Annotated in this window: 13 protein-coding genes and 2 pseudogenes; 12 read left to right on the plus strand and 3 right to left on the minus strand. The window is 62.1% G+C overall.

Annotated features, from left to right (window positions below; translation table 11 throughout):
* Positions 1–436: 436 nt before the first annotated feature.
* The 11 genes and pseudogenes from U4Z31_RS35805 to U4Z31_RS35855 all read left to right on the plus strand — a co-directional run.
* A pseudogene (locus U4Z31_RS35805) lies at positions 437–3,505 on the plus strand (YadA family autotransporter adhesin); the annotation flags it as partial.
* Between the two features lie 81 nt (positions 3,506–3,586).
* A complete protein-coding gene (locus U4Z31_RS35810) occupies positions 3,587–4,285 on the plus strand; it encodes an OmpA family protein (RefSeq protein WP_321812865.1) in 699 nt (232 codons plus the stop codon).
* Between the two features lie 259 nt (positions 4,286–4,544).
* Positions 4,545–5,684 (plus strand): DUF2827 family protein, encoded by a 1,140-nt coding sequence (locus U4Z31_RS35815; protein WP_321798625.1) that lies wholly within the window; start codon positions 4,545–4,547, stop codon positions 5,682–5,684.
* The gene (locus tag U4Z31_RS35820; protein ID WP_321812866.1) at positions 5,684–6,814 is read left to right on the plus strand and encodes a DUF2827 domain-containing protein; all 1,131 of its coding nucleotides are present in this window, start codon (positions 5,684–5,686) and stop codon (positions 6,812–6,814) included. The genes U4Z31_RS35815 and U4Z31_RS35820 overlap by 1 nt, the downstream gene beginning before the upstream one ends.
* Before the next feature lie 5 nt (positions 6,815–6,819).
* Positions 6,820–7,377: a hypothetical protein gene (locus tag U4Z31_RS35825; protein WP_321812867.1), complete on the plus strand. Its 558-nt coding sequence runs from the start codon at positions 6,820–6,822 to the stop codon at positions 7,375–7,377.
* Positions 7,374–7,904 carry a DUF2827 family protein gene (locus U4Z31_RS35830; protein WP_321798631.1) on the plus strand — a complete coding sequence of 177 codons (531 nt, stop codon included), beginning with the start codon at positions 7,374–7,376 and terminating at the stop codon, positions 7,902–7,904. The genes U4Z31_RS35825 and U4Z31_RS35830 overlap by 4 nt, the downstream gene beginning before the upstream one ends.
* Positions 7,901–8,242 (plus strand): H-NS histone family protein, encoded by a 342-nt coding sequence (locus tag U4Z31_RS35835; RefSeq protein WP_321798633.1) that lies wholly within the window; start codon positions 7,901–7,903, stop codon positions 8,240–8,242. The genes U4Z31_RS35830 and U4Z31_RS35835 overlap by 4 nt, the downstream gene beginning before the upstream one ends.
* A 46-nt stretch (positions 8,243–8,288) precedes the next feature.
* Entirely contained in the window at positions 8,289–10,199 is a 1,911-nt protein-coding gene (locus U4Z31_RS35840; protein ID WP_321812868.1) for a tetratricopeptide repeat protein, read from the plus strand.
* A 24-nt stretch (positions 10,200–10,223) separates the two neighbouring features.
* The gene (locus U4Z31_RS35845) at positions 10,224–10,481 is read left to right on the plus strand and encodes a GlsB/YeaQ/YmgE family stress response membrane protein (RefSeq protein ID WP_321798637.1); all 258 of its coding nucleotides are present in this window, start codon (positions 10,224–10,226) and stop codon (positions 10,479–10,481) included.
* A 68-nt stretch (positions 10,482–10,549) separates the two neighbouring features.
* Positions 10,550–11,254, plus strand: coding sequence for a response regulator transcription factor (locus U4Z31_RS35850; protein WP_321798639.1), 705 nt, complete (start codon positions 10,550–10,552; stop codon positions 11,252–11,254).
* Positions 11,255–11,634: 380 nt separating this feature from the next.
* Positions 11,635–12,801, plus strand: a complete 1,167-nt coding sequence (locus U4Z31_RS35855; protein WP_321798641.1) for a porin — start codon at positions 11,635–11,637, stop codon at positions 12,799–12,801.
* A gap of 127 nt (positions 12,802–12,928) precedes the next feature.
* On the opposite strand, the gene U4Z31_RS35860 is transcribed toward U4Z31_RS35855, so the two are convergent.
* Together U4Z31_RS35860 and U4Z31_RS35865 are read right to left on the minus strand one after the other, a co-directional pair.
* Positions 12,929–14,206, minus strand: coding sequence for an MFS transporter (locus U4Z31_RS35860; RefSeq protein WP_321812869.1), 1,278 nt, complete (start codon positions 14,204–14,206; stop codon positions 12,929–12,931).
* A 370-nt stretch (positions 14,207–14,576) separates the two neighbouring features.
* Positions 14,577–15,179 (minus strand): annotated as a pseudogene (locus U4Z31_RS35865) (recombinase family protein); the annotation flags it as partial.
* A 343-nt stretch (positions 15,180–15,522) separates the two neighbouring features.
* On the opposite strand from U4Z31_RS35865, the gene U4Z31_RS35870 reads away from it, so the two are divergent.
* Positions 15,523–16,413: a LysR family transcriptional regulator gene (locus U4Z31_RS35870; protein WP_321812871.1), complete on the plus strand. Its 891-nt coding sequence runs from the start codon at positions 15,523–15,525 to the stop codon at positions 16,411–16,413.
* 229 nt (positions 16,414–16,642) lie between these two features.
* Here the strand turns inward: U4Z31_RS35870 and U4Z31_RS35875 are convergent, their stop codons facing one another.
* Positions 16,643–16,930 (minus strand): cation:dicarboxylate symporter family transporter, encoded by a 288-nt coding sequence (locus tag U4Z31_RS35875; protein WP_321812872.1) that lies wholly within the window; start codon positions 16,928–16,930, stop codon positions 16,643–16,645.
* Positions 16,931–17,044 lie beyond the last annotated feature (114 nt).

Raw genomic sequence — 17,044 nt, forward strand, 5'->3', positions numbered from 1 at the left:
AACCAGCTCGATTTCGTCGCTCTCGACTTCGACCTCGACCGGCATCAGCTCGCTGTCGACCGGCCTCAGCTCGACCGATAGCTCGGTCGCCTCGCTGTCGACCTCCACGTCGACCGGCTTGTCCTCGGCAACCAGCTCGATCAGCTCGCTGTCCACCTCGACTTCGACGGGCATCAGCTCGTTGTCGACGGGCCTGAGCTCGACCGACAGCTCGGTCGCTTCGCTGTCGACCTCCACGTCGACCGGCCTCTCGTCGGCGACCAGCTCGATCAGCTCGCTGTCCACCTCGACTTCGACGGGCATCAGCTCGTTGTCGACCGGCCTCAGCTCGACCGACAGCTCGGTCGCTTCGCTGTCGACCTCCACGTCGACTGGCCTGTCGTCGGCAACCAGCTCGATCAGTTCGCTGTCCACGTCGACCTCGACCGGCATCAGCTCGTTGTCGACGGGCCTCAGCTCGACCGACAGCTCGGTGGCCTCGCTGTCGACTTCCACGTCGACCGGCTTGTCCTCGGCGACCAGCTCGATTTCGTCGCTCTCGACGTCGACCTCGACGGGTATCAGCTCGCTGTCGACCGGCCTCAGCTCGACCGACAGCTCGGTTGCTTCGCTGTCGACCTCCACGTCGACTGGCTTGTCGTCGGCAACCAGCTCGATCAGTTCGCTGTCCACGTCGACCTCGACCGGCATCAGCTCGTTGTCGACGGGCCTCAGCTCGACCGACAGCTCGGTCGCTTCGCTGTCGACCTCCACGTCGACTGGCCTGTCCTCGGCTAACAGCTCGATCAGCTCGTTGTCCACTTCGACTTCGACCGGCATCAGCTCGCTGTCGACCGGCCTGAGCTCGACCGACAGCTCGGTGGCCTCGCTGTCGACTTCCACGTCGACGGGCCTGTCCTCGGCAACCAGCTCGATCAGCTCGCTGTCCACCTCGACCTCGACGGGCATCAACTCGTTGTCGACCGGCCTGAGCTCGACCGACAGCTCGGTGGCCTCGCTGTCGACCTCCACGTCGACTGGCCTGTCCTCGGCGACCAGCTCGATCAGCTCGTTGTCGACGTCGACTTCGACGGGTATCAGCTCGTTGTCGACGGGCCTCAGCTCGACCGACAGCTCGGTGGCTTCGCTGTCGACCTCCACGTCGACTGGCCTCTCGTCGGCGACCAGCTCGATTTCGTCGCTCTCGACGTCGACCTCGACCGGCATCAGCTCGCTGTCGACCGGCCTGAGCTCGACCGACAGCTCGGTGGCCTCGCTGTCGACCTCCACGTCGACTGGCCTGTCCTCAGCGACCAGCTCGATCAGCTCGTTGTCGACCTCGACCTCGACGGGTATCAGCTCGCTGTCGACCGGCCTCAGCTCGACCGATAGCTCGGTCGCTTCACTGTCGACTTCCACGTCGACGGGCCTGTCCTCGGCAACCAGCTCGATCAGCTCGCTGTCCACCTCGACCTCGACCGGCATCAGCTCGCTGTCGACGGGCCTGAGCACGACCAACAGCACGGTGACGTCGCTGTCGACTTCGACGTCGACCGGCCTGTCCTCGGCGACCAGCTCGATCAGCTCGCTGTCCACCTCGACCTCGACGGGCATCAACTCGCTGTCGACCGGCCTGAGCACGACGAACAGCAGCGTGGCCTCGCTGTCGACCTCGACGTCAACGATCGGAAGCTCGCTGTCCACGGGCGTCAGCTCGTTGTCGACGGGCCTGTCCACGACGAACAGCAACGTGGCATCCCTGTCGACGGTGGTCTCGACGACACGCACGCACTACTACAGCGTGAACGACAACGGTGTTCAGCAGGCCAACTACGCGAACGACGGTGCAACCGGCATCAACGCCATGGCAGCCGGCACCAACGCGACGGCAAGCGGCAGCGCGGCGACGGCGATCGGCAACGCAGCCAATGCAGCAGGCACGCAGAGCGTCGCGGTGGGCAACGGCTCGACGGCGTCCGCGGCTTCGACCGTGGCGATCGGTGACGGCAACACGGTGTCGGCTGCGGCCGGCCCAGGCTCGATCGCCGGCGGTCACAACTCGACGGTCGTTTCTGGAACGGGTGCGATTGCATTGGGCGAAGGTCAGACGGCCAACGGTAGCGGAGCGGTTGCTCTTGGCGATCCGAACACGGCGACCGGAACCGGTGCGGTGGCGGTTGGCGCGAACAACACGGCGACGGGCAATGGCGCGTTGGCGATCGGCAATACGAACACGGCGCAAGGTCCGGGTTCGGTTGCGCTCGGCCAGAACTCGGCGGCGGGCACGGCGGGAGCGACGACCGGAAGCGTGGCGATCGGCAATGGCGCGACCGCCACGGCGAATCCGGGTGACGTTGCGCTGGGTTCAGGGTCGATTACCTCGGCACCGAACCCGGTTGCCAGCGGCATCGTGGCCGGGAACGTGTACTCCTACGCCGGCGCGGCGCCGACCAGTGTGGTGAGCGTCGGTGCGCCGGGCGCCGAACGCCAGATCACCAACGTCGCTGCCGGGCGTGTGAGTGCGACGAGCACGGATGCGGTCAATGGCTCGCAATTGAACGCGACCAATGTCGCGGTCGGTAGCTTGTCGACAGGGTTGTCGACGACGAACAGCAACGTCGCGTCGTTGTCCACGTCGACCTCCAGCGCGGTCAGTTCGCTGTCGACGGGATTGAGCACGACCAACAGCAGCGTGACTTCGCTGTCGACGTCGATGTCGAGCTCGGTTGGCTCGCTGTCGACGGGGTTGAGCACGACGAACAGCTCGGTCATCTCCCTGTCGACGGGACTTTCCGTCACCGACAGCAATCTTGCATCGCTGTCGACGAGCGTCAGCTCGGCCGTGGGTACGACCACTTCACTGTCGACGTTGGTCACGTCAGCGCGCACGCACTACTACAGCGTGAACGACAACGGGACTCAACAGGGCAACTACAACAACGATGGAGCGACCGGTGACAACGCGATGGCGGCGGGGGTCAACGCGGCGGCATCGGGCGCGAATGCCACGGCGGTCGGCGCCAGTGCGAACGCTTCCGGAGACGGTGCGACGGTGATCGGCGCGAACGCGTTGGGCAGCGGCAAGAACAGCGTCGCACTCGGCTCCGGCGCGAACGCCACCGCGCCGAATTCGGTCGCGCTCGGTGCGGGTTCGATCGCGGGCGAGGCCAACACGGTATCGGTTGGTGCGCCTGGCAGCGAACGCCGCATCACCAACGTCGGGCCGGGCGTCAACCCGACCGACGCCGTGAACGTGTCGCAGCTCAATGCGGTGCAGGGGTCGATCAACACGGTGGCGCGGACGGCCTACGCGGGCGTCGCCGGCGCAACCGCGTTGACGATGATTCCGGACGTCGACCTGGGCAAGACGATCGCTGTCGGCATCGGTGCCGCGACCTATCAAGGCTACGGTGCTGTTGCGCTCGGATTCACCGCCCGAATTACCGAGAACCTGAAACTCAAGGGCGGCGTTGGGGCCAGTAGCGCGGGTCGCACCTACGGCGTTGGACTGGGCTATCAGTGGTAACGCGATCGGCAGGGGCCGAGCATTGCTCGGTTCCCGTCGATCATGCGGGCGATCGGGAATCGCCGAAACAAGACATGAAACATGAGGTACGACATGTATAAGGCAATGTTCTGCATTGCGGCGCTGGCTACGCTGGCGGGTTGCTCGGCATCGTCCGGACCGACCTTCAGCGCGTGGTCGGTCGATCGGCAGGACGGGCAGAAAACCTATCGGGTCAGTTGCTACGGACTGCTTGAAGGCGCGGAAACCTGCTACAGCAAGGCGCGCGAGATTTGTCGCGATCAGCCGATGCGACCGGTCCAGGATGACGCGCCGCTCGGATCCATGACGTCGGACGGCAAGCCGAACACCCGTCTTTTGACATTCCAGTGCGGCATTCCTGCAGCGACGCCGACACCGGCACCGATCCCCGCGCCGGTCGTCCGATCGGAGCCGCGGCAGATGACGCTGTCGGGCGATGCGAATTTCGAAACCGACAAGGCTTCGCTCACACCGGTCGCGACCGGGCAACTCGACAAACTGGTCTCGGATGCGAAGGGAATGACCTTCGGTACGGTCGACGTCAATGGCTACACGGACAGCGTCGGCTCGAGCGAATACAACCTCCGCCTGTCCGAGCAGCGTGCGCAAACGGTCGCGCGCTATCTGCGATCGCATGGGCTGAACGCGAAGCAGTTCGAGGCACACGGATATGGCAAGGCCAATCCTGTTGCAACGAACGGCACGGCCGCCGGTCGCGCGCAGAACCGCCGCGTGGAGATCGTATTGCAACAAAACTGATGTACTGCCCCGGGCTCGGTTGGTTCCCGGACGGATCCTCGTGCGTTCCGGCGAATGTTTGGGGCTTGAGGATCGGATTTCCCCGATCCGGTCCTCCTTTTTATTCGATATCGACGAGACGAGGGCGTCGGTGCTCGGGCGTTACCGGTTGCCGCAACGGTGACACCCGATTCCGTCGGAGGCTGGAGTAGCGGCATCGCTGTAGAAATTGTTTCGAGAAAAAACACGAGGACGCCCCACGAGGGCGAGGCGAAACACGATGCGTATTGGAATTTCATTGGCCACCCGGCCAGGCCACACCATTTGGGACAATGGGCTGGGGCAGAACGTATTTTTCCTGGCCAAGCTTCTGCGTGCGCTGCCGGCGGTTCGGGATGTGATCCTGCTCAATTGCGGCTTCGAGACGCGAATGCCGGCGGACGCCGAAGCGCTGATGCCGGACCTGAAGATGTTGCGTCCGGACGAAGCAACGGAGCTGGTCGACGTCGTCATCGAAATGAGCGTCGGGCTCGATGTCGCATGGCTCGACCATCTCCGCGCGCGCGGCAAGAAGGTCGTCTATCTATGCAGTGGGCAACCGTATGTCGGGTTGATCGAGCCGAGCATCTTTCAGCGCGGCGGATATGTCGCGCGCGCCGATCGATGCGACGAGATCTGGATACTTCCGAAAGACCGCGTCTTCGGACCGATGCTGGAAACTTTACATCGGTGTCCGGTCCATGAAGTGCCGTTCCTGTGGGATCCGATGTTCGTCGATCATCGCGCGAACGCACTGAATGCCGAGGGACAGCACTTCGGATACGTACCGGCGACGGCGCCACATGCAGCGCCGCGGGCGCTGCGGGTGGCGATCTTCGAGCCCAATATTTCCGTCGTGAAGTGCTGCATGGTGCCAATGCTGATCTGTGACGCGGCGTTTCGTGCAGCGCCCGACACGATTGCCGAGATGCGGGTCCTCAACGGTGCTCATCTCGAACAGCATCCAACCTTCTCGTTCATGCGCAACGGGCTGGATCTGCATCGCGAGGGGCGCGTCTACGTCGATCATCGGCACGATTTTGTGGACTACATGAGTCGGTCGTCCGATACGGTTGTCGCGCATCAGTGGCAGAACGATCAGAACATCCTGTATCTGGATGCGCTTTATGGTGGCTACCCGTTGATTCACAACTCGGCCTGGCTGCGCGGGTTCGGCTACTACTATCCGGAATTCGAAGTGTCGGCAGGTGCCCGGGCGCTTGTCCGCGCGGCGCGGCAGCATGACGCGAATCATGCCGACTATGTGCGCGATGCGCGCACCTTCCTGGCCGGACTGCATCCGCACTCGCCGGAAAACGGCGCACGCTACTTTCAGCAGTTGCTGAGCGTGACCGCGCGTGGCCGCGGCAGGGAGGCGTGATGTCCCGTCCGATACGAGTGAAGGTCGGCATCACGATTTTTCTGCGGACCGGCCAGCAATCGATCTGGGAGAACGGCATCTTCCAGAATGTCTATTTCCTCGCGATGCTGCTCCGGCGCTCGCCGCTCGTCGACGAGGTATATCTGATCAACGGCGGCGATGGAAGCCCGGCGGAAGCGACCTCGTTCCTCGCGCTATCGCCGGCACCAGTGATCGACCTCGATGTCGCGCGAGAGAAACTCGACGTGGTGATCGAACTGAGCGCGCAGTTGGATCCGGACTGGGCACGCGGATTTCGTGATCGAGGCGGTCGCGTGATCGGCATGCGCGTCGCCAACGATTACGTCATCGACATCGAGCGGATGATGTTCGGCAAGACCCATGGGCTGCTGCTGTCCGGCACGCCATACAGCGCGGTCTGGACGCTGCCGGCGTTCGAGAAGACCTGCACCGGCTACTACGAGGTTGGCTCGCGCTCGCCCGTACATGTGATGCAACACCTGTGGAGCCCGGTGCTGCTGGAGCAATCGATGAAGGGCGCGGGCGTTGACAGCGCGCTGGACTACGTGCCCGGGCGTGCTCGCTGGCGCATTGCCGTGCTCGAGCCGAACATCTGCATGGTCAAGACCGCGCATCTCGCGATGCTGATCACCGATCTCGCGCATCGACAGGATCCTCGATTCATCGATTATCTGCGCGTCTTCAATGCGATGACGCTGAAGGAGGATGCGGCGTTCGTCGGCTTCGCCCTTGGTCTCGACTTGACCCGACAGGGACGCGCCAGCTTCGAGCCGAGGTTGCCGGTGTACGAGATCTTGCCCGCCCAGGCCGACGCGATCGTGTCGCCCCAATGGGAGAACGCGCAGAACTATCTGTACTACGAGGCACTGTATGGCGGCTTCCCGCTGATTCACAATTCGACGCTGCTGGGTCGTTGCGGGTATCGCTATGAGGGTTTCGATTGTGGGGAGGGCGCGCTCGCGTTGCGTCGCGCGTTCGCGGAGCACGATCTGCAACTCGATGAATATCGCCGCAACGCGCGGACCTTCCTGGCATCGCTGGATCCGGAGTTGCCTGCGAACGTCGAGCAGTACACCGCGGCGATCGAGTCGGTTTTCAGCGGAGGGTGATACGCATGGTCGCCCGTATGTTTGCCACTCCGTTTGCCGTCGCGCTCGCCGCGTGGGGAGGCGCGATTGCGGCACTCGCGCAGCCGGCGCCTGTCGTGCCGTCGGCCGCCGCGCCAGTCACCGTCCTTGCACATGCCGCCCAGGAAATCGGTATTCGTCGCTGCTACGACGCCGTCGCCCAGGTGTCGGCGCGCGTGTTCGATCATGCGCACCGGGCCGATGTGCTGCTCGACTGGCAGCGCGCGAATCCCGACATCGGTCCGTTCTTTTCGATGTCGGGCATCGAATTCCCGGCATCGTCCGCGCTTTTGTCGCTGGTCACGGTTCCGGGCGTCACCGGCGGCTGCTCGGTGTTGGCCGAGCGGATTTCCAGCGCACCGCTGTCCTGTGCGCAGGTCGCGCGCGCTGAACTGGCCGGCTATCACGCCACCCCTCTCGTCAAATCCGTCATGGTCTATACCGATTCGTCCCACCCGCGCGAAACGGTCGTTCTCGTCGATACTCCGCCCTCCTGCCTGATCCTGCGCCGTCAAGTGCAATTCCAGTGGGGGGGCGCGCAATGAACACGACAACGTCGGCTCGTCCCGGGCGGGCGGAGCGATCCCTGCGCATCGGTATCACGATCGGCCTGCAGGATGAGGCTGAAAGCCTGTGGGTCAATGGCATCAAGCAGAACGCGCTGTATCTGATGCGCGTATTCCAGCATTCGCCGCTGCGCCATCGGGTGATGCCGGTCAACACCAGGTCGGTTGCGATCACGTCGAAACTGCCATGGGACATCGCCCATCAGTGGGGGCTCGCGCTGAACTATTTCTATTTCGACGTGTGCTTGAACGGCTATCCGTTCGTGCATAACGCGCATTTGTGCAGCGACCTCGGCTACTACTATCCGGGCCAGGATGTCGACGAGGGCGCGCGTCAACTCGTACGGGCGATTCGACATCACGATCGAGGTTGGGAGGAGTACCTGGCGTGCCAAAGGCAATGTATCGGCCGTTTCTTGTCGACTGACGCCAAGGTGATCGCGCGCTACGACGAACTGTTGTTGAGAGTGGATGGAACCGATGGTTTGCCCGGGGGGGAATCATGAGCCGCTATCAGACATTGCTGGAACGATATGAAAAACTGAAGAGTGAGATCGAGCGCGAGCGCGCGATTGAAAGGGGGCGCCTGGAGAATCTCGTGGCCGCTCGCGTGCGTGCGGTGCTCGAGGAGTTCGGCTTCGACTTCGAAGTGATACCGCGTAAAACACCCGGGTTCGAAAAAAACAGGAGGCCGGTGCCGAAATACTGGAATCCGGTGACGGGGCAGACATGGAGCGGGCGAGGACGACCGCCGGTCTGGATGGTCGGCGAGGATCGCGACCGATACCGGATTCCCGGTACCGGCGACAAGCAGGGGGACGATTCCGAATGCGAGTCGAATTGACAATGACCGCAAGCCTTTGCGACGTTTATACAACCGGGGAAGAACAATGACGAGCCGTGAACCTATTTCAGCCCGGATCGACCGATTGCTCGAACAGGGTGACCTGATTGGCGCGTCGCGTCTATTCGATGCGCTTGCCGCTCTAAACTCGTGCGATCCGTCGCTGCTGATCGCCGGGAGCCGGATCATGCGTATGCGTGGCCGCAATGTCGATGCTGATGCGCTCATCGAATGCGCGTTGGTGCTGGACCGCGACTACGAACCGGCGTGGGTCGAACGCGCGCGGCAGGCTGTCGCGGCGGAAGACTGGAATCAGGCAAGCAGGTGGTATGCACGGGCCTATCAGAACGCGGGGAAAGGCGAGCCCTGGATTATCGAGTGGATCGAATTGCTTGTGCGGCACCCGGACGAAACGAACGCGATCGACTTGGCGGAGCGTTTCTGTGAAGCTTCGCCGTCCAGCGCGTCGGGATGGTTCCATCTCGGTCTGCTGCATCAGCGTGCACGACGGCACCGTGAAGCGTTGACCGCGTACCGGCGCGCCTCGCAGCTTGACCCTGCGATGCCGATGCTCGAAAACAATATCGCGGCTGCGAACATCGAACTCGGCGAGTTGTTGCATGCGCAGCCACTGCTCGAGGCACTGGTCGCCCGTGAACCGTCGAATGCGCTGGCGTGGAACAACCTGGCGCTCGTCCTGCTCGAACAGCACGACCTCGCCGGCAGTGAAGTAGCCTCCGAGCGCGCTTGCGCTTTGGCGCCCGACTACCCGGTCGCGCTGCTCACCCATGTTCAAGTGCTGAAAGAGAGGCAACAGTGGGACGCGGCGCTGACCGCGATTCACCGTGCGCGTCAATTTGATCCGAGCAATCCGTCGATCATCTGGGCAATGGCGATGTTGCAATTGCTGCACGGGGATTACGTGCCGGGATGGGCGAACCACGAGGCCCGCTGGTTTGGCTCACCGGAATTACGCGACGTGTTGCCGAATATGCCCGTGCCGCGGTGGACGGGTGAGTCGCTGGACGGCAAAACACTGTTCGTGTGGGGGGAGCAGGGGAACGGCGATGCGATCCAGTTCATGCGCTTCGTGCCGCAACTCGCGGAACGCGTTCGCGCGGAAGGCGGAAAGCTTGTTTACTGCTGTTTCGCACAATTCCTTCCGCTCTTCAGTCGTGCCCTCGAGGGCATCGTCGATACGATCGTGCCACACGACATCTCGGCACTACCTGTGCACGATTTCGAGTTACCGCTTGCCAGCCTGCCTCTGGCGCTCGGCCTGACGATGGACCAATTGCCCGGCGCGACGCACTACCTGCAGCCGGATCCCTGCGCGGTCGAGCGCTGGCGAGGCCGCTGGGCACACGATGGCCGGTTGCGTGTAGGGCTGGTATGGAGCGGAAATCGGACACATCGACGCAATCCTCTGCGTTCGATCGAGCCGCTTGCCTACGCCAACGCATTCAAGGACATCGACGGAATCGAGTTCGTCAATCTGCAACTGAATGCATCCGACGAGCTGGGCGCGATGCGCGAAGCGGGAATGGTCATCACCGACCCGACCGCCGAACTGCGTTCATATGACGATACGGCCGCGTTGCTTTCGACGCTGGATCTCGTGATTACGGTTTGCACGTCAGTGGCGCACCTGGCAGGCGCGCTCGGCGTGCCGACCTGGTTGCTGCTCGACGTCAATCCGCACTGGGTATGGATGACGGAGCGTACGGACAGTCCGTGGTATCCGAGCTTGACGCTATATCGGCAGGACGAATACCGGCAGTGGGCGCCGGTCATCGAACGGGTGGCGGGCGATCTGCGGCACCTCTCCGAAATCCGGCGAGGTGAATCGCAACCGCGCGAGGGACGACCGTCGATGGCTAAATCGCCGATGCGGCCGGAAGCCGGAACCGGGCGATCGCCGTGGTTCGGTGTGCGCCGCGCAGTGCGCGATGATTGATCGCGCGACAAAGGGAAAGAAGACGTGAGCCACATCGTTATCGTCTGGATTGCGATCGGCGCAACGACCGGCTGGATCGCCGGCCTGGTCGGTAATGGTAGCGGGTTCTGCCTGTTGATCGACATCGCGGTCGGAATCGTCGGGGCTTTCATCGGCGCGTGGCTGTCGGCTACGGCGGGTATCGCTACGAGCGGCGGGGCCGTCATGTCGACCATCGTTGCGATTGCCGGTGCCGTCATCCTGCTGATTGCGATTCGACTCGTGCGCTATTTGCTTCCTTGAGCCGGATGGGCATGGTCCGGATGCCCGGCCGATTATGTCGAAAAGAAATTGTATTTTTACTAATCGCTATGAGAATTGCCATCCTCGATGATGATCCGATGCAAACGGAATTCGTCAATCAGACGCTGTCGATCGACGGTCATACGTGCTACGAATTCAACAGCAGCAGGGCGCTGATGAGGCGTCTCCAACGTGAGACGTTTGACCTGTTGGTGCTTGACTGGAACGTTCCGGACGTGTCCGGAGAGGAGGTGTTGAGATGGGTACGCACGAAGCCGTATGGAGCAAGGCTGCCGATCATCTTCATGACCTGCCGGAGCGAGGAAGACGGAATTGCACATATCCTCAACACCGGCGCGGACGATTACGTTGTCAAGCCTGTGTCGGGCACGATCCTGCGTGCGCGCATCGCCTCGCTGCTGCGCAGAACATATTCGGTCGATGCGGAGAGTGCGACGCGCGAATTCGATCTGTTTCGTTTCGATATGCACGAGCAACAGGCGTATGTCGGTGACAGCCCCGTGTCCCTTACGCAGAAGGAGTTCGATCTCGCATTGCTGTTGTTCCAGTTCTTCGATCGGCCGCTGTCGCGCGCACACATTATCGACATCGTCTGGAAGCAGGTGACCGACGTCTCGTCGAGAACGATCGACACACACATGTCTTCATTGCGAACGAAGCTCGGCCTGCGCCCGGAATGCGGTTATCGGCTTATATCGCTCTATGGATACGGATATCGGCTGGAGCGGACGATTCAAACGAAATCGGAATGACCAGCGCTCCGAGAACAGCACCACACGACTGCTCGTAAAAGACCGGGCGGGGAGCAGCAACTACTCGAATATCACGTGCGAAATTCGAAAAAAGCCGCAGCAACATGAGTTGCTGCGGGTTCAACTTGGAGATAACGCACGCGACGATTCTCGCATTGACACGTCGCGCACCAAAGCGCGTGACTTCGGTGGGTTGATTATCAGGCAGTGCGATCGCGATCTCCAGATCAGACGGCGAGCGTGACAATGTTTGACAGTCCGATGCTCGCGTGCAACGGACCCGTTTGGAAGCGAAATTGTCTTTGCTAACATCGGTTCCGCCTTGTCCGGTTATTTCATGGTTCATCGAATCAACTAGTTAATTTGGAGACCTTATCACTATGAAAAAGTCGATTATCGCTCTGGCGGCTGTCGGAGCATTTTCCACTCTCGCGCACGCCCAAAGCTCCGTAACGCTGTACGGCATCATTGACGAGGGTCTGAGCTATACGAACAACGTCGCGGTGGTTGGCGCGAATGGCGTCGTGTCGCGCGGCAACGTGTTTGCCTTGCAGAGCGGTGTGCTGCAGGGCAGCCGATGGGGGCTCAAGGGTACCGAAGATCTCGGCGGCGGCATGAAGGCCGTTTTCCAGTTGGAGAACGGGTTCAATGCCAGCAGCGGCGCCCTGGGTCAAGGCGGCCGCATGTTCGGCCGTCAGGCGTACGTCGGTCTGTCGTCATCGAACGCCGGCACGGTTACTTTGGGTCGCCAGTACGATTCGGTCGTCGATTACCTCGGACCGATGACCGCCAACGGCAATTGGGGTGGCGCGTTCTTCTCGCATCCGTTCGACAACGACAATACGGACAACTCGTTCCGCATCAACAACTCGGTCAAGTACACGAGTGCGAATTACGGCGGTTTCCAGTTCGGCGGCTTGTACGGGTTCAGCAATTCGACCCAGTTCTCGAACAATCGCGCCTGGAGCGTCGGTGCACGCTATTCGAACGGACCGTTCACGGTCGCCGCGGCCTATCTTGATCTGAAGAACGGGACGACCGTCAATGCGGCCGGCGCGCAGACCGACGGTATTCCGTTTGCGGGCTTGTTGAGCGGCCTCGCCAGTGCCGCGACCGGGAGGGCCGTCACTGTCGCCTTCGCGAATCAGCGTACGGGCGGAATCGGGGCGAGCTACGCAGTGGGTCCGGCGACCCTGGGCGTGATGGCGAGCGAATCCCTGATGCAGACCCCGACGGCGTATGCCCGATTCCTGAACGTGGAAGGCAATGCGCAGTATTTCGCGACGCCCGCGCTGGCCCTCGGAGCGATGTACGACTACACGCGTCTGACGTTTAGTGCAAACGGTGGCCGGGTAGGTGGGAATTTTCACACGGTCGGCCTGATGACCGACTACTTCCTGTCCAAGCGCACCGATCTGTATGCGCAGGCGGTCTATCAGAAGGGTTCCAGCGGGACGGACGGCCTCGTTGGCGTCGTGGGTGCCGGCGGGTATTCCACGGGAACTTCGCAGGTGGTTACGCGTGTCGGTATCCGACACAAGTTCTGATCGTGATGACGACGCGATGTATTGATCGCGTCTTGCCGTGCATGGCCCTGATGCGCATCTCGTGCATCAGGGCTTTTTCTCGTGCATGACGACAGCAATGTCGGCATGCGGACAATCTCTCGCAGGCTCAAAGCGAGCGACCTCGTGATTCCGGCAGCGCGAACGTGCCGGCGACGGCGATGAGGCCCGCGGCACACATGTACCACGCCGGCATGATCGAATTTCCGGTGGCATTGATCAGCCACGTGACCATGAATTGAGCGGACCCGCCGAATACCGACACGCTGAGCGCGTAAGCGACCGATAACCCGGTCGCGCGTATGCGCTGTGGCAGCATTTCGGGTATGCCGATAATGACCGCCGATCCGCTCATCGAGGAAAGCAGCGTCAGCAAACCCGTGGAGGCCAGCAGCGATCCGAGCGACGGTGCTGCGGTCATCCATAGAAACATCGGTACGGCGAGCAACGAAGCGATCAGGCGCGGCCATAGCATCACGGGTTTGCGTCCCCATCGGTCCGTCATCCATCCGCCCAGCACACTGAATACCAGCGTGAACAGCCCGTTGATGATCGTCGCGCTCATGGCCACCGCGGGGGACAGCTTCAGCGTGGATATCGCGAACGTGGTCATGAAATTGATCACATAGGTTGCGATCGTGCCGCCAAGGATCGCCAGCATGCTGAGTACGATGACGTTTCGGTGCTGCTTGAGCCCCGCCAGCCCGGCTTCGTGCGCAACCTGTGCATCGCGCGGCAACGATTCCGGCAGATGCCGGCGCAGAAAAAGTCCGATAGGCAAGAGAAGCAACCCGGCCGCGAACGGCAATCGCCACCCCCATGCCTGTGTCTGTTGCGGCGGCAGGCACAGGATCACCGTCAGCCCGATGACACCGGCAATGAGTACGGCCATGCCTTGGCTCGCGAGTTGCCAGCTGGTATAGAGGCCCCGCCGCGCCGACGGGGCGATCTCGATCAGATAGGCCGTAGACGGACCGACCTCGCCGCCGAGGGCGAGGCCCTGCACGAGTCGGCACGCAACCACGATGACCGGAGCGGCGATGCCGATGGACGAGTAGGCCGGCGTGAGTGCGAGACCCAGGGTGCCGATGGATATCAGTCCGATCGTGAGCAGCATGGCCGGCTTGCGTCCGGCACGGTCTGCAAACGCGCCGATGAGAATCCCGCCCAATGGGCGGGCAAGAAAGCCGACGCCGAATACCGCGACCGACAGCAACAGGCTTGCCGACGGCGTCGATGCCGGGAAAAACGCCTTGCCGATATAAATCGCGAAGAACGCGTAGGTGACGAAGTCGTAGAACTCCATTGCGTTGCCGGCGACCGTGGCTACGACGAGCTTCTTGCTGACTCGACCAGTGAGCAGCGGTGACGATATGGAATGGGTCATGGGCGAATGTGTCGAAATGGATAAGGCTTGCGCGGTATGCAGCGACCGCATGTGTGCGGAGCACGGGGGGAACCGGCTATTTCGAAGTGGGGGGCAGGCGCGGGGGGCGGCTGTCGTTACGCTTGTTGTCCATCGTATTGTTGTAATGCTGCCCGGGTTACGTGATCGCAGCGATGCACGACGGAGTGCCGCATATCGACGCGGCTCCGCATTCCAGACGCGTTCGAGCGGTGGCACCCGCGAACGATATGCCCGACAGCGGCAGCTCGGTCTTGCGTCCCAGGCCTTTTGCCCGGTTGCAACCAAATACCTCGACGCGTTCCATTTGCATGGACGCCTGCATGCAGATCGGGCACTCGTACAAGGGCGCGCAACCGGCCGCAGCATTCGCGTTGCCCGGCATCGCGGCTTCGCCGCTTGTGTTACGGGCGGTTTTAAGCATGCGCTGCAGTGTTCGCTGATGAATCTTGAACCGCCGCGCGACGGCGGCTTCCGACTGATGCGTCAACAGTCCCCGTGCCTGCTCGAGTTTTTCTGCATCAAGTATTGCCCGTCGCCCCGGCCTTTTGCCGCGCATGCGCGCAGCGGCGAGGCCCGCCCGTGTTCGCTCGCTGATTAATGATCGCTCGAACTCGGCGAGTGCGGCGATCAGGTGAAACGTGAATCGGCCAGCCGACGATTGCGTATCGATCGCTTCGGTCAGCGAGACGACGCGTACACCCGCCTGGTTCAATTCGCCGATGATTGAAACGAGGTGGCTGAGCGAACGTCCGAGACGATCCAGCTTCCAGACCGTGAGCGTATCGCCGGGTCGCAGTGCCGCCAATGCGTGCTGCAGCCCCGGGCGGTCGGTTCGGGCGCCGGAAATGCCGCGGTCGGAGAAAATCCGGTCGCAACCCGACTGCTGAAGCGCGTTCAATTGCAGGTCGAGATGCTGTTCGTCCGTCGAGACCCGGGCGTAACCTACTTTCATTCGACATCCTGAGTATTATCCATTCGATACCGAGCGCGATCATGAACGAACGGTGCCCCGCCGGCGCGGATGGCACTCCCGCTTGATGCGGTCCCCATCAGGATCCGGTACCGACCGCGAATGCCCGTTTCAGGTACGTCGGGAAACGGACAGGGCCTGTATCAGCGGTGGTCTTCAACCGTCATCGCAAGGCCCGGGGCGTACTCGAGATCAGCCCCCAGGAATGATTCGTCGTGGTCTCCGTGTATTTCCCGAGGGTGGAGCAAGCTTACGGTGAGGCAAAATTGACGTCCAATGCATTGTTTTGCGAAATATGATGAGTTTGAGTTATGGATGATCCGTCATGACGCTCACCCAATTGAGGCATGTGATCCTGCTGGCCGAACTGAACTCGTTCAGCCGTGCGGCCGATGCCGCTTTCTTGACCCAGCCCGCGCTGAGCCGCAGCATTCGCGCACTTGAAGAGGAGCTGGGCGGCGCATTGTTCGATCGCATCGGTCATCGCATCGAGGCGACGCCGCTCGGGCAACATGTCCTCGAGCAGGCCCGGGTGATTTGCGCCAATGTTGACGCGCTGACCGACTCCGCGGCCCAGATGGTCGAGGGATCGCTGGGCCGTCTGTCGATCGGAATGGGACCTGGCCCGGGCGCGATCCTGATGACGCCGCTGCTGCTATACGTTGCGAAACATCAGCCGAACCTGAAGCTGCAGATCATGCGAACGGAGCCGGAGCAACTGCTGAAGGCCTTGCGCGAACGTTCGCTCGACATTCTGATCGCGGATTCGCGCGCGATTCCGGCGGATCACGATCTCGCCGTCGAACCCATCGGCATCATGAGAGGGGCGATCATGTGTCGTCACGGCCATCCGATCCTGAAGGGCAACCTGCCGGCCACGTTGACCGACCTCAAGCGATACCAGATCGCGAGCACGATCGTGCCCGAAGCGACGCGGCGTGCATTGATGGAGCGATTCGGGCCGGACGGCCACCCGGACCGTCTGTTCAACCTGCAATGCGGGGAACTGGGCAGTCTGCTCGAACTGGCGCGCCTGAGCGATACCATCGTCATTGGCGTGCGTCACGCGGCGCCGCGTCTGGCGGAAATTCCCACTCAGCCGGCGTTGAACATCGACGCGCATTTTTCGTGGGTCTCGCTGAAGGGGCGCACGTTGCCCATGGCGTCCAAGATCATTCGTCCATTCATAGACGAACGGCTGCGCGACCCTGACTGACCGGCTCGCCGTGAGATGTTCCGGATGCCGTGCCGGAAATCGTCCGATCGAGATTGCGGGTGCGGCCATCGTCGCTGTCACGGTCCGAGGCCGATTCCCGGGTTCGTTCGTCGGTGGTTTCATTTTTCGAGCACTTTCTGCTTCCTCGTGAGTATCGTTGCGCGCCTTTGCATTGCGTGCGGTGCCTGGCACCCCGCACCGAGAATCGGTCATTCGCCTCGAAGAGTCACTAGACGAGATGGATAACGGAACGTGAATCATTTATCCCCGCGCGATAGCCGGCGCGTTGCCGTTTCAACGAGTAGCCGGTCGGATTCCATTTCGCGATGACGAGCGGCGCAACGGCGTTTCCGAGAACGTTCAGCGTTGTGCGGCCCACGTCGATCAATCGATCGACCCTGCCGATCAACGCGAGTCCCTCGACGGGCAACCGCGCGCTGGAATGCGTCGCGTAGAGAATCGCAAGGGTGCGGCGAATACGACCTTGAACCGGGATGGAATACGGGCACGGCCGCACCACCTTTCGTAGTGGTCGCCATCGTTATCGTCAGAGCCAGCTGTTCCGACAGGCCGAGGTGGATCGAAGGGCCTTCGAGCATCAACTGCGGCAACATGGTCGCCGAACTGCAGG

It is taken from the genome of Burkholderia sp. BCC1985 (genome assembly GCF_905339915.1).
Taxonomy (GTDB): domain Bacteria; phylum Pseudomonadota; class Gammaproteobacteria; order Burkholderiales; family Burkholderiaceae; genus Burkholderia.